This window comes from Streptomyces sp. NPDC007808, from assembly GCF_042868655.1.
In the GTDB taxonomy this organism is placed as follows: Bacteria; Actinomycetota; Actinomycetes; order Streptomycetales; family Streptomycetaceae; genus Streptomyces.
This window is the reverse complement of sequence record NZ_JBIAEQ010000003.1, coordinates 578,979-591,933: the sequence shown is the minus strand read 5'-3', so window position 1 is coordinate 591,933 and position 12,955 is coordinate 578,979. Positions and strand designations below refer to the sequence as shown.

General features: G+C 68.5%; 8 protein-coding genes, 2 tRNA genes and 1 pseudogene. 7 read left to right on the top strand and 4 right to left on the bottom strand.

Going from position 1 to position 12,955, the window contains the following annotated elements:
* Positions 1–97 precede the first annotated feature (97 nt).
* From ACFYNL_RS14435 to ACFYNL_RS14425, 3 genes are all read left to right on the top strand, one after another.
* Entirely contained in the window at positions 98–1,210 is a 1,113-nt protein-coding gene (locus tag ACFYNL_RS14435; RefSeq protein WP_388801972.1) for an SDR family oxidoreductase, read from the top strand.
* A 144-nt stretch (positions 1,211–1,354) separates the two neighbouring features.
* Positions 1,355–1,816: a molybdenum cofactor biosynthesis protein MoaE gene (locus tag ACFYNL_RS14430; RefSeq protein ID WP_388801969.1), complete on the top strand. Its 462-nt coding sequence runs from the start codon at positions 1,355–1,357 to the stop codon at positions 1,814–1,816.
* Positions 1,817–2,171: 355 nt separating this feature from the next.
* The gene (locus tag ACFYNL_RS14425; RefSeq protein ID WP_388801967.1) at positions 2,172–3,269 is read left to right on the top strand and encodes a PDZ domain-containing protein; all 1,098 of its coding nucleotides are present in this window, start codon (positions 2,172–2,174) and stop codon (positions 3,267–3,269) included.
* A 93-nt stretch (positions 3,270–3,362) separates the two neighbouring features.
* Here ACFYNL_RS14425 and ACFYNL_RS14420 read toward each other — a convergent pair whose 3' ends face one another.
* Positions 3,363–3,905, bottom strand: a complete 543-nt coding sequence (locus ACFYNL_RS14420) for a PPA1309 family protein (RefSeq protein WP_388801965.1) — start codon at positions 3,903–3,905, stop codon at positions 3,363–3,365.
* A gap of 164 nt (positions 3,906–4,069) precedes the next feature.
* Here ACFYNL_RS14420 and ACFYNL_RS14415 point away from each other — a divergent pair, with 164 nt between their 5' ends.
* The 4 genes from ACFYNL_RS14415 to ACFYNL_RS14400 all read left to right on the top strand — a co-directional run bounded on the left by ACFYNL_RS14415 (position 4,070) and on the right by ACFYNL_RS14400 (position 9,409).
* A complete protein-coding gene (locus ACFYNL_RS14415; RefSeq protein WP_388802717.1) occupies positions 4,070–7,015 on the top strand; it encodes a UPF0182 family protein in 2,946 nt (981 codons plus the stop codon).
* Between the two features lie 57 nt (positions 7,016–7,072).
* Positions 7,073–7,146, top strand: a tRNA-Met gene (locus ACFYNL_RS14410).
* 228 nt (positions 7,147–7,374) lie between these two features.
* Entirely contained in the window at positions 7,375–9,273 is a 1,899-nt protein-coding gene (locus ACFYNL_RS14405) for a tetratricopeptide repeat protein (protein ID WP_388801962.1), read from the top strand.
* A 62-nt stretch (positions 9,274–9,335) separates the two neighbouring features.
* Positions 9,336–9,409, top strand: a tRNA-Met gene (locus ACFYNL_RS14400).
* A gap of 102 nt (positions 9,410–9,511) precedes the next feature.
* On the opposite strand, the gene ACFYNL_RS14395 is transcribed toward ACFYNL_RS14400, so the two are convergent.
* The 3 genes and pseudogenes from ACFYNL_RS14395 to ACFYNL_RS14385 form a co-directional block, all read right to left on the bottom strand.
* Positions 9,512–9,928, bottom strand: a complete 417-nt coding sequence (locus ACFYNL_RS14395) for a Fur family transcriptional regulator (RefSeq protein WP_126394944.1) — start codon at positions 9,926–9,928, stop codon at positions 9,512–9,514.
* A 165-nt stretch (positions 9,929–10,093) separates the two neighbouring features.
* A pseudogene (locus ACFYNL_RS14390) lies at positions 10,094–10,905 on the bottom strand (IS5 family transposase).
* 37 nt (positions 10,906–10,942) lie between these two features.
* A complete protein-coding gene (locus tag ACFYNL_RS14385) occupies positions 10,943–11,335 on the bottom strand; it encodes a cyclic nucleotide-binding/CBS domain-containing protein (protein WP_388801959.1) in 393 nt (130 codons plus the stop codon).
* Between the last annotated feature and the right edge of the window lie 1,620 nt (positions 11,336–12,955).

Sequence of the window (12,955 nt, the reverse complement as noted above, 5' to 3'; positions counted from 1 at the left end):
GGTGCTTCGCCGACTCTCTGCCTGCGGCAGGATGGATGCCACCTGGTACGTACGCGTCACTCGCGCACGTACTGAAGACAACCGCAGGAGACGCCCGGTGAGTTCCCCTGATCCGCAGGTTCGCGCAGCGCGAAACCGGTCAACCCCTGCCGCCGCGCGCGGGCCCGTCGTCGCCGTGACCGGTGCCGCCTCCGGCATCGGCGCGCTGCTCACCGAGCGGCTCGCGGCGTCGGACGAGGTCAAGCAGGTCATCGCCATCGACGAGCGGCGCGGCGAGTGCGCCGAGGCGCAGTGGCACATCCTGGATGTCCGGGACCCGGCGATCGCGGACAAGCTGCGGGGTGCCGACGTGGTCGTGCACCTGGCGCTCGACCTCGATCTGGAGACGGATCCGGCCGCCCGGACGGCTTACAACGTCCGGGGGACGCAGACCGTGCTGACGGCCGCGGCGGCGGCCGGGATCCACCGGGTCGTGCTGTGCACCTCCGCGATGGTCTACGGAGCGCTGCCCGACAACGAGCTTCCGCTGTCCGAGGACGCCGAGCTCCGGGCGACCGCGGAGGCCACCGGAGTCGGTGACCTGCTGGAGATCGAGCGTCTCGCGCGCAGGGCGCCTCGGGCCCACCCCGGGCTCAATGTCACCGTCGTCCGCCCGGCCGTGCTGGTCGGAGGCACCGACACCGCGCTGACCAGGTATTTCGAGTCGCCTCGGCTGCTGGTCGTCGCCGGTTCGCGGCCCGCCTGGCAGTTCTGCCACGTCGAGGACCTGTGCAGCGCCCTGGAGTACGCCGTCCTGGAGAAGGTCGACGGGGAACTCGCCGTGGGATGCGACGGATGGCTGGAACAGGAGGAGGTCGAGGAGCTCAGCGGGATCCGGCGCATGGAGTTGCCGTCGGCGGTCGCCCTGGGTGCGGCGGCCCGGCTGCACCGGATCGGGCTGACCCCCTCCCCGGCCGGTGACCTGGCCTACACGATGTACCCCTGGGTGGTGAGCGGGAGCCGGCTCCATGACGCCGGGTGGCGTCCGCAGTGGACCAACGAGGAAGTTCTCGAGGAACTGCTGGAGGAGGTCGCCGGACGGCACACCGTCGCCGGGCGCAGGCTCGGGCGCAAGGACGCGACGGCGGCCGGTGCCGCGGGAGCGACCGTCGCCCTGCTGGGCGCGGCGGCAGTGGTGCGACGGGCGCGGAAGGCTCGGCGGCGGATCTGAGAGGGCCACGGCCCGGGTCGGCGCGTGGGCCCGCCTCCCGGCCGCGGGAACCTCACACCATGTAGAAGGCTCCAAACCGGCACACGTGTGTGCCGGGCGATGACGCTATTCCCCGTCCTCGCGCGCGTGGGGCACGATGGGGCCATGGCATCTACCAACGACCACCCCGGCGAGCAGGGCGCTCAGAACCCCGTCAAGCTCATCGGTATACGCGAGACGGCCCTCTCCGTGGACGAGGTCTTCCAGGCCGTCGGGGACGCCGCCGCCGGCGGGACCGCGCTGTTCGTGGGAACCGTGCGCAACCATGACGGGGGTGCCGACGTCGACGAGCTCGGATACTCGTGCCACCCCAGTGCCGAGGCCGAGATGCGGCGCATCGCCGAGAAGGTCGTCGCCGAGTACCCGGTGCGGGCCCTCGCGGCCGTTCACCGGGTCGGCGAGCTGAAGGTCGGCGATCTCGCCGTGGTCGTCGCGGTCTCCTGCCCCCACCGCGGTGAGGCCTTCGAGGCATGCCGGAAGCTGATCGACGACCTCAAGCACGAGGTGCCCATCTGGAAGCACCAGCGGTTCTCGGACGGCACCGAGGAGTGGGTCGGCGCCTGCTGACGTCCGCGTCCTACCCGTCCATCCCACTCCGGTTGCGTAACCGCACCCCTGGCGTGAGCGTTGTCAGTGCCAGTGGTTAATCTGCTGATCAGTCAGTTGCGGTCACTCATTGGGGATGGGAGGACGGCATGGCGGCGCTCGCCTGGTTGCTGATTCCGCTTGTGGCTGCGATCGGCGCTGGTCTGTGGGGCAGTTGGGCCCACCGCACCCGGAGGGTACGAGGTGACGGGCCGGAGCTCGACGGCTATGCCCGGTTCCGTGCGGCCATGGAGAAGCCTCCGTCGCGCACATGATCAGGAGCCTGGTTCAGCGGCCCTGACGGGGCACTGACAGGAGTGTCACGTACTGTCTTGGCATGCCACGCCGCACCGCGACGATGCTCGCCTCCACCCTGATGCTGATCGCGCTCCTGTGCGCGGGAGTCTTCATCCCCGTGCCGTACGCGGAGATGTCCCCGGGGCCGACGGTGAACACCCTCGGCGAGCACGACGGCGAGCCGGTGCTGCAGATCTCCGGGCGCAAGACTTATCCGACGACCGGGCACCTCAACATGACCACCGTCCGGGTCACCAGCGCCGACTACAAGATGAACCTGGTGGAGGCCGTGTACGGGTGGCTTGCGCACGACAACAAGGTCGTGCCGCACGACACCCTCTACCCGGACGGCAAGACCGAGGAGGAGTCCACCCAGGAGAACGCCGAGGAGTTCAGCCAGTCCCAGGAGAGCGCCAAGGTCGCCGCCCTGAAGGCGCTGGACATCCCCGTGCAGAGCTGGGTGATCGTCTCGACGGTCGTCAAGGGCAGCCCCGCCGAGGGCGAGCTGCACGCCGGCGACGTGATCAAGGCCGTCGACGGTACGGCGGTGAAGAAGCCCGGGGACGTCGCCGAGCTGGTGACCAAGCACAAGCCGGGGCAGGACGTCGTCTTCACCATCGTGCCGGCGAAGGAGCAGGTCGCCGCCGAGAAGGAGCGCAGGACGCCGACGAAGACCGAGAAGGTCACGATCAGGACCGCCCAGTCCGACGACAGCGGCACCAAGCGCGCCATCGTCGGCATCTCCGCCGGGACCGACCACACCTTCCCGTTCACCATCGACATCAAGCTCGCCGACGTCGGCGGGCCCAGCGCCGGCCTGATGTTCTCGCTCGGGCTCTACGACAAACTCACCCCGGGCAGCCTCACCGGCGGCAAGTTCGTCGCCGGCACCGGCACCATCGACGACGCCGGCAAGGTGGGCCCCATCGGTGGCATCGAGATGAAGACCATCGCCGCCCGGGAGAAGGGCGCGCAGTACTTCCTCACGCCCGCCGACAACTGCGCGACCGCCGCCAGGGACGTCCCCGAAGGGCTCACCCTGGTCAAGGTCGGCACCATGGACGACGCCCTCGGCGCGCTGAAGGACATCCGCTCCGGCGACACCGCCGACCTGCCCAGCTGCACGGCCAAGAGCTGAACACCGGACGCGGTACGGCGGTGGGGGCGCCCCTCACCTCAGGGGCGCCCCCACCGCCGTACCGGCGCAAGATCGTCGCCGTGCCGGAAGAGCTCAGTCCGCGAACGTCGCGGCCAGGGCCTCCGCCAGGCCGGGCACCAGGTCAGGGCCGGTCAGGACCTCGGTCGGAGTGTCCTTCTCGCGCAGCCGCAGGGCGGACTCGCGGGCTCCGTCGCGCAGCACCGCGACCGTCATGCGGACCTCCTGGCGGTCCGGGTGCTCCGCCACCCACTTGGTGAGCTTGGCCTCGCTCAGCCCCTGCGGAACCTGGGCCTCGGCGGACGGGGGCAGCATCAGGCGCTCGACGGTGAGCGCGCAGCCCACCACCGCGTCGGGCCAGGCGATCGTGCCCAGGAACTCGTCGAGCGGCTTGCCCGTTGGCAGTTCGTCCTGCTCGATCGGGGTCAGGCCGGAGGACTCCTGCTCGTCCCCCAGGCCGAGCTGGGCAGCGAGCCCGGGTTCCTGGGTGCGCAACCGTGCGGTGTCTACGAGGGCGAAGAGGCGGGCGGGCTGGTCCCAGCCGAGACCGGAGGCGTACTCGTCGATCTCAAGGACCGCCCGGGTCAGCGGGCTCGCCGCCATGGGAGTGTTGGACATGGTCACAATCCTGCCTCGTTCCTGACCGGAATCGGGAACCGAGTAAAGGGTGAGTAAGTTGCATAGGTGTGGGCCCACGATCACGGGGGGCCACGGAGGGTCCACGAAGACGCGGGCCTGACGGATCAACAGCGAACTTCGGGGTGCGAACCTTGGCTTTCCAGATGCCGGACCGCGGCGGAGGCCCGACCGGGCCACGGATGAGAGTGGGCCGCCCGTCCCGGCGCGTCCGGACCCTGCTCATGACACTGGGCGTCCTCGCCGTCCTCGGCATGGCCTTCACCATGTTCGCGGGCTTCTGGACGGACTGGCTGTGGTACCGGTCGGTGAACTACTCGTCCGTGTTCACCACCACACTGTGGACGAAGATCGGGCTCTTCTTCGTCTTCGGCCTGCTCATGGCCCTCGCGGTCGGCCTCAACATCTGGCTGGCGCACCGGCTGCGCCCGCCGCTGAGCGCCATGTCCATGGAGCAGCAGAGTCTCGACCGCTACCGCATGGGCATCGCGCCGTACAAGAAGTGGCTGCTGATCGCGATCACGGCGCTGGTCGGCCTGATCGCCGGCGCCTCCGCCTCCAGCCAGTGGCGGACCTGGCTGATGTGGGTCAACGGCGTGTCCTTCGGTGAGAAGGACCCGCAGTTCGAGCTCGACGTCTCCTTCTACGCCTTCGACCTGCCCTGGTACCGGTTCCTGCTCGGCTTCGGCTTCGCCGCCGTGATCCTCTCCGTGATCGCCGCCGCGCTGACGCACTACCTGTACGGCGGGCTGCGCATCACCAGCCCCGGCGCCCGTGCCACGGCCGCGGCCACCGGCCATCTGTCGGTCCTCCTCGGCATCTTCGTCGCGCTGAAGGCGATCGCGTACTGGCTCGACCGGTACGGACTCGCGGTGAAGTCCAGCGACTTCAAGGCGACCGACAACTGGACCGGACTCAGGTACGTCGACGCCAACGCCTATCTGCCGGCCAAGACGATCCTGTTCTGCATCGCCGTGATCTGCGCGCTGCTGTTCTTCGCCACCCTGTGGCGGCGCACCTGGCAGCTGCCCGTCATCGGCTTCGGCCTGATGGTGCTCTCGGCGATCCTCATCGGCGGCCTGTACCCCGCGATCGTCCAGAAGTTCCAGGTCCAGCCGAACGAGCAGGCCAAGGAAGCGCCGTACGTCGAGAAGAACCTCAAGGCGACGCGCGAGGCCTACGGCATCGACGGAACCAAGGTCACCGATTACCCGGGCACCAGCAAGACCGAGGACAAGACCCAGCTGCGCGACGACGTGGACGCCACGGCGAGCATCCGGATCATGGACCCGAACATCGTCTCGCCGACCTTCCAGCAGCTCCAGCAGATCAGGAACTACTACGCGTTCCCGACCAACCTGGACGTCGACCGGTACAGCAAGGACGGCAAGGACCAGGACACGGTCATCGGTCTGCGCGAGATCAACCTCAACGGCATCCCGAAGCGGAACTGGATCAACGACCACTTCCGCTACACCCACGGCTACGGCGTGGTCGCCGCCGAGGGCACCAGCGCCGACTCCCAGGGCCGGCCGGACTTCACCGAGTCCGACCTGCCGTCCAAGGGCGATCTCGGGACGTACGAGCAGCGGGTCTACTACGGCGAGAAGACCACCATGTACTCGATCGTCGGCGGTCCCCAGAAGGAGATCGACTACTCCGACGACAGTGGTGAGAAGACCTACAGCTACAAGGGCGACAGCGGCGTCAGCCTGTCCAACCCGGTCAACCGGGCCGCGTACGCCTTGGCGTTCGGCGAGCCGCAGATCCTGTACTCCGGTGCGATCGGAGAAGGCTCGCGCGTCCTGTACAACCGCACGCCCAAGGAGCGCGTCGAGGCGGTCGCCCCGTGGCTGACCATCGACGGTGACGCCTACCCGGCGGTGGTCAACCACCGCATCCAGTGGATCGTCGACGCGTACACGACGACGAACGGCTATCCGTACTCGTCCCGCACGACCCTCGGCGACACGACGGCCGACTCGCTGACGGCGAACAACAACCAGCGTGCGGTCGTGGCCCAGCAGAACCAGGTCAACTACATCCGCAACTCGGTGAAGGCGACGGTCGACGCCTACACGGGCGAGGTCAAGCTGTACCAGTGGGACACCAAGGATCCGGTCCTGAAGACCTGGATGAAGGCGTTCCCGGACACGGTCAAGCCCAAGGGCGAGATCTCCCAGGATCTGATGGCCCATCTGCGCTACCCGCAGGACCTGTTCAAGGTCCAGCGTGAGCTGCTCACCCGCTACCACGTGAAGGACGCGACGACGTTCCTCAGCGGCAGCGAGGTCTGGGAGGTTCCGGACGACCCGACCAACAAGTCGGGCAGCGCGGTGCCGCCGTACTACCTGAGCATGAAGATGCCCGACCAGAAGGCGCAGGCGTTCTCGCTGACGACGACGCTCACGCCGAGTGGACGGGACAACCTCAGCGCCTTCGTGGCGGTCGACGCCGAGGCGGGGACCAGTGACTACGGCAAGATCAGAATCCTGAAACTGCCGACCAACACCACGGTCAACGGCCCCAGTCAGGTCCAGAGCCAGTTCAACTCCGAGCAGAACATCGCCGAGACCATCAGGCTGCTGAGCGGTGGCGACTCCGAGGTCGAGTACGGCAATCTGCTGGCAGTCCCACTCGACGGCGGCCTGCTCTACGTCGAGCCGGTCTACGTGCGCGGTGGCGGCCTCAAGTATCCGCTGCTGCGCAAGGTGTTGGTGACCTACGGCGGGGCCACCGCCTTCGAGGACACACTCGACGAAGCGCTCAGCAAGGTCTTCGGAGCCGAGGGCGCGACCCCCGAGCCACCGGACGAGGGCGAGGAGGAGGGCGGCACCACGCCGCCTCCGCCGACGTCGACCAACCCGACGGTCCAGGAGGCGCTCAACGACGCCCAGAAGGCCTTCGACGCCGGCCAGGAAGCTCTGAAGAAGGGCGACTGGGAGGCGTACGGCCGGGCGCAGGAGGACCTCCAGGAGGCGCTGCAGCGGGCCGAGGACGCCCAGGAGCAGGCGGACAAGGGCACGGGCGGCGCCGGTGACGGCGCAGCGAGCCCGAGTCCGAAGCCGTCCGGCAGCCCCACCGGAAGGTAGGGACGCCGGCTGATCGAAAAGCCCACCCCGCGCCGTGATACGGTTGCAAAGCAACGGCGCGGGGTGGAGCAGCTCGGTAGCTCGCTGGGCTCATAACCCAGAGGTCGCAGGTTCAAATCCTGTCCCCGCTACTGAAGTCGACGAGAAATTCGTACGACAGCGAAGGCCCGGATCCGACAAGGGATCCGGGCCTTCGGCGTGTGCGAACGCATGTGCCGGAGGGCGGGACGGTCGTGCCACTGCGGGGAGTTGGCAGAACTGTGTTTGACTTGTCTCTCTGTGGGCATGTCGACAAAACGCTGAAGTGACCTCACTGGCTGCGGTATACGAGGTGTACCCAGGTTGCAGGTGGTGCGACGATGGACGTTATGGGGGACAAGGCAACTCTGTTGGAGACAGGGCGGTTTGTGCAGCCTGCCGACTTTGAGCAGCCGACGGGCGATTTCGTGCAGCCGGCGGGGGACGTCGCACAGCAAGAGGGCGACCTCGCCCTCGACCGGCCGACGGACCGGGACGAGGCGGGAGAGGCCGCAGAGGTGGCGCGGCAGCGGCTCGCCGCCGAGGCCGGTGATGTCGAGGCGATGAGTGTGCTCGGGGCGATGCTCCTGCGGCGCGGTGATCTGGACGACGCCGAGCCTCATCTGCGCGCCGCCACCGCAGCCGGGGATCGGGCCGCCGCCAACAACCTGGGAGTCCTGCTGCATCAGCGCGGGTACGCCGACGAGGCGGCCGGCTGGTGGCGGATCGCCGCCGTCGCGGGGTCGGCGGCAGCCGCGCACGCGCTGGGACGCCATCACCGCGAGCGGGGCGACGAGCCCGCCGCCGAGTACTGGCTGCGCCAGTCCGCCGAGCAGGGCCATGTGCTGGGCGCGTACGCCCTCGCCGATCTCCTGGAGCACCGCGGCGACGCCGGGGCCCGCCAGTGGATGCGGGCCGCCGCGGAGCGCGGGCACCGTGAGGCGGCGTACCGGTTGGCGCGCGCGCTGGACCGGCAGGCGGTGCGTGCGGGCGAGGACGGGCCTGACAACGGTGTCGCCGCGGACGCGTCGCTGCTGGAGGAGGCCGAGCAGTGGTATCGGCAGGCCGCCGCGCGCGGGCACCGCAGGGCCGCGCTGCATCTCGGGGCGATCCTGGAGAAGCGCGGGGAGCTGAAGGAGGCCGGGCGCTGGTACCTGACGTCCGCGAAGGACGGGGAGGCGCGGGCCGCCTGCGCGCTCGGGTTCCTGCTGCGGGACGCGGGGGACACCGAGAGCGCCGCCGTGTGGTGGCTGCGGGCCGCGCAGGACGGCGACGGCAACGCGGCCAACGCGCTGGGCGCGCTGCACGCCGAGCGCGGCGAGACGCAGACGGCCGAGCGGTGGTACCGGGCCGCGATGGACGCAGGGGACGTGAACGGCGCGTACAACCTCGGGCTGCTCTGCGCCGAGCAGGGGCGCACCCCGCAGGCCGAGCAGTGGTACCGGCGGGCGGCGTACGCGGGACACCGTGAGGCGGCGAACGCGCTGGCGATCCTGCTGCTGCAGGGCGGGGACGTGACCGGCGCCGAGCCCTGGTTCTCCAAGGCCGCGGAGGCGGGCAGCGTGGACGCCGCGTTCAACCTGGGCATCCTGCACGCCGGGCGGGGCGAGGAGCGGGCCGCGCTGCGGTGGTACGAGCGTGCCGCCGCCGCCGGGCACTCCGAGGCGGCGCTCCAGGTGGGCATCGCGCGGCTGCGGGACGGGGACGAGCCGGAGGCGGAGCGGCATCTGCGGTGCGCGGCCGGCGCCGGCAGCGCGGAGGCGGCGTACCGGCTGGCGACCCTGCTGGACGCCCGGCGGCCGCCGGAGCCCGCGCACGAGCTCGGCGAGTCGGTGCATGAGAAGACCGAGTGCGAGGAGTGGTACGAGCGGGCGGCTTCCCAGGGTCACCGGCGGGCGATGGTGCGGGTGGGGATGCTGGCCGCGGCTCGGGGCGACGTGGTGGAGGCGGCACGGTGGTACCGGGAGGCCGCGGAGGCCGGGTCGCGCAACGGAGCGTTCAATCTGGGGCTGCTGCTCGCCCGGGAGGGGAGTGAGCCGGAGGCGGCGATGTGGTGGACGCGGGCGGCCGACGCCGGGCACGGGCGGTCGGCGTTGCGGCTGGCCCTGGTCTACGCGCGTCGCGGAGAGCTGGCTGAGGGGCAGCGCTGGGCGGACCGGGCGGTGGCGCTCGGACCGAAGGAGGTCGCGAAGCGGGCGGCTCGGCTACGGGACGCGCTGCGGGAGGAACTGTCGGCGTGAGCCGGGCGATGATCAGCGATTTGCTTCTGTCCGCGGTGTTGACGTAATGTTGCGTTCATCGACGCGGGGTGGAGCAGCTCGGTAGCTCGCTGGGCTCATAACCCAGAGGTCGCAGGTTCAAATCCTGTCCCCGCTACTGAAGGCCAAGGGTCGGGATCCTTAGGGATCCCGACCCTTGCTCTATGTGGGCGCACACAAAAGCCCCCGGCACTCTCCGGTGCCGGGGGTGGATGTGGGTTCAGGCCTTGGCGCAGTTGGGGCAGACGCCGCGATACGTCACCTCGACGTCCGAGACCGTGAAGCCGAAGCGCTCGGAGTCCGGAAGGTCGGCCATCGGGTTGCCCGTCGGGTGGACGTCCCGGATCGCGCCGCACTGGGCGCAGACCAGGTGGTGGTGAGGCCGGTGGGCGTTCGGGTCGTAACGCTTGGCGCGCTTGTCGGTGGAGACCTCAAGGACCTCGCCCAGGGTGACCAGCTCGCCCAGTGTGTTGTAGACGGTCGCGCGGGAGATCTCGGGCAGCTTGGCGACGGCCCGTGCGTGTACCTCGTCGGCCGTCAGATGCACGTGATCGCCGGCGAGGACCTCGGCCACGACGCGACGCTGCGCGGTCATCCGCCATCCGCGTCCGCGCAGCCGTTCCAGAAGGTCACTCATGGAGACACCTTAACAGCCGGGTAACCAGGTTCCGAATGGGTGTGACTTTGGATCAATACCCGAATTGGACAAAGTCCACACCACGCGGAACGCGCGACGGGCCGGCACCCGCCGGCCACCGACCCGTCCCGTGTACCGCCGAGCCCCTAGGGGCCGTCTTGTCGATCATGTGTCGAGCCAGATGAGGGTGCTGGCGAGGACGATGGCGGCGAGGTAGCGGTCGGGACGCTTGTCGTAGCGGGTGGCGATGCCGCGCCATTGCTTGAGCCGGTGGAAGCAGCGTTCGACGACGTTGCGACGCCGGTAGGCGGCCTTGTCGAAGCCGCAGGGCCGTTCCCGGCGCCGCTTCCGGCCGGCGAGCTGGTCGACACGTTCGGGGATCGTGGCCTTGATCCCGCGCTGACGCAGGTAGGCCCGGAAGCTGCGGGCCGAGTAGCCCTTGTCCGTGACGATGTGGTCGGGCCGGGTTCGGGGTCTTCCCGGGCTCGGCCGGGCCACGCGGATGCGGCCGATGACGGTCTCCGCCTGGGTGCAGTCGTTGCGGTTGCCCGCGGTGACCACGAAGGCCAAAGGCCGGCCCCGTCCGTCGCAGGCGAGGTGGAGTTTGCTGGTCAGCCCGCCGCGGGAACGTCCGGGGCCGCGTTCTTCGAGCCCCCTTTGGCAGCCGCGTGCTGGTGGGCCCGCACGATCGTGGAGTCGATCGCGACCAGCCAGTCCACCTCCGCCCGGGACTGAGCGGCGGCCAGCAGGCGGTCGAAGGTGCCGTCCGCAGCCCAGCGGGCGAAGCGTCCATGGACTGTCTGCCAGGGACCGAACCGCTCGGGCAGGTCCCTCCAGGGCAGACCGGTGCGGAACTTGAACACGATGCCCTCAAGCACTTGCCGGTGATCCCGCCACCGCCCCCGGGCCCGGCCCACGGGCGGCAGCAACGGTTCAATCACCGCCCACGCGGCGTCAGAAATCTCCTCATCCCTCACGACCGGACCAACGATCCGATGATCGGAAAGACACCCCCTAGGCCGGCACGTGCTGCCGCGCGGGCGCCCAGCAGCGGATGATGTCACGGACCGAGACGATGCCGACCGGTTCCTCGTGGTCCAGGACGATCAAATGGCGGAAGCCGCCGTGCGCCATGGCGCGGGCCGCCTCCTCCAGGGTCCACGACGGGGTCGCGAACACGACGTTGTTGGTGGTGTGGTCGTGGGCGCGTTCGATGTCCGGGTTCTGGCCGAGGCCGACGGAGTTGAGGATGTCGCGCTCGGTGAGGATGCCGATGCCGCCCGCGTCGGGGTCGTGGACCACGGCCGCGCCGACGCGGCGGGCGGCCATCAGTGCTGCGGCTTGGCGAAGGGTGTGGGTCGGGCCGATGGTGAGGACCACTGTGCTCATGGCGTCACGGACGAGCATGGAATGGAGCCACCTCCTGGAGTGCCCCCGCCTTTGTTCGTCATTTCACAAATTCACAAGTGGGGGGACCCTCAGAGTGGCAGGCAAAGCGCGGGTCAACAAGGGGGCGCGTGCGGCTGGTTACGCAACTGCGTGTACGCCGGGTGCCATACGCCGACCCCGCACGCCTCAGTAGCGCTGGTATTGAAACGGCTCCCCGGCGGGGTGGGGTGTTGCTTGGCACCGCGCCGGGGACCAGCGCGATTGCTGTCGATGTTGGCCGCTATTGGTCGTCGTCGGCCACCCTCAGACGGCCTACAGACGGCCCCGGCCGGTTGGGTGACCTGCATGAACACCGTGGGTCGAGGTCGGCCCCCCAAGGGTATTGACCGTGGCTGACTGCTGCATCTGGCACGGCAGCGGCGCGATCCTCGGCCGATCACAGCCAGCCACGACGGCGGGTGCGCCGAGCGATCAGGTCTCACCTGCTGCGGTGCTGTCTGCCGCCATGCGTGGGCGTTGTCACGCAGTTGGACGCTTAGAGCTCGTGACACGATCATGATCGTGATACGAGCTCTAAGGGGCCGGATTAGTGTTGCGTGACTGGTGATCCGATATTCAGTTCGGGATGGCCTAAGTTGGAGATCCCACAGCCGAACAGAACGGGCTAGTACTGCAGTACTAGGGATCCGATTCGACTACGCATGCGTCTCTACCTCTGCCACCAACGCAGGCGGGAGGGCCGATGTTCGCAAACATGGGACACCGACGCACACGAGCGCGCCTCGCAAGACAGCGTCCTCGGCCGGGTCGGGTGAGTCTGACGCCACGTTCGCGGCGAACATCAGACCGAAGGACATGGCTACGAATCGACTGGGTCAAGGCAGGCGTCGTAGTCACGGTTGTTGCCAGTGTTGGAGGGTTGCTCCTGACGGGAATAGCCACTTACTACGGTGCCCTTGTTGCGGCGGATCAGCTAGATGAGTCCAAAGAGGCCGCCCGCGCCAAAGAACGAGACCAGGCCAAAAGAATCACCTTTTGGGTGACACCGGACCGTGAAGGGCGTGAGCGTATGCACATCGCTAATCGATCACCTGACCCTGTGAGTGGAGTGTCTGTGCACTTCGAGATCTCCGCAAAAGTTTCAGGAGAACAACTGTGGGAGGGTATCGTCATAACGCTTAGCTACCTTGCGCCATGCTCGGAAGTTCTTATCAACGGGAGCGACTTAAAGAAGTGGGGTGTAGCAAAATCAACGATGCGCACAGGTAAGGTAGATTTCAATGTCTATGCGCTTGTGTTTACGGATAGCAGCGGTAAAGGCTGGCTTCGCTCGGAAGAGTCGCTGCATAACAATGTGTCCGGCACTCCGGGCTTCGGTAAGCCTTTCCATCTTGGGAGTAAGCCGCTAGCCAACTCGCGAAATGCAAGTCCGTGCGGGGACGGAAGTAATCTCTAGGTTCTATCGTCACAGCATCTCGCCCACTATGAGGTCCTAACGCGATTTTGTAGATATTTGCTGGTCGGGCGTGACCGGGGTGATGATCCGGCCGTTCGCGGGGTATGGGTACGCGCCCGTGGATCGTGGACGATGACTTGTGGTTACTGATTGAGCCGCTGCTGCCGCCCTGGCCGGAGCGG

Excerpts from the sequence above, each read along its gene's own strand:
- ACFYNL_RS14430 (WP_388801969.1), top strand. The coding sequence starts at position 1,355 with ATGGCATCTACCAACGACCACCCCGGCGAGCAGGGCGCTCAGAACCCC.
- ACFYNL_RS14405 (WP_388801962.1), top strand. The coding sequence starts at position 7,375 with ATGGACGTTATGGGGGACAAGGCAACTCTGTTGGAGACAGGGCGGTTT.
- ACFYNL_RS14425 (WP_388801967.1), top strand. The coding sequence starts at position 2,172 with ATGCCACGCCGCACCGCGACGATGCTCGCCTCCACCCTGATGCTGATC.
- ACFYNL_RS14415 (WP_388802717.1), top strand. The coding sequence starts at position 4,070 with ATGCCGGACCGCGGCGGAGGCCCGACCGGGCCACGGATGAGAGTGGGC.
- ACFYNL_RS14395 (WP_126394944.1), bottom strand. The coding sequence starts at position 9,928 with ATGAGTGACCTTCTGGAACGGCTGCGCGGACGCGGATGGCGGATGACC.
- ACFYNL_RS14385 (WP_388801959.1), bottom strand. The coding sequence starts at position 11,335 with ATGCTCGTCCGTGACGCCATGAGCACAGTGGTCCTCACCATCGGCCCG.
- ACFYNL_RS14420 (WP_388801965.1), bottom strand. The coding sequence starts at position 3,905 with ATGTCCAACACTCCCATGGCGGCGAGCCCGCTGACCCGGGCGGTCCTT.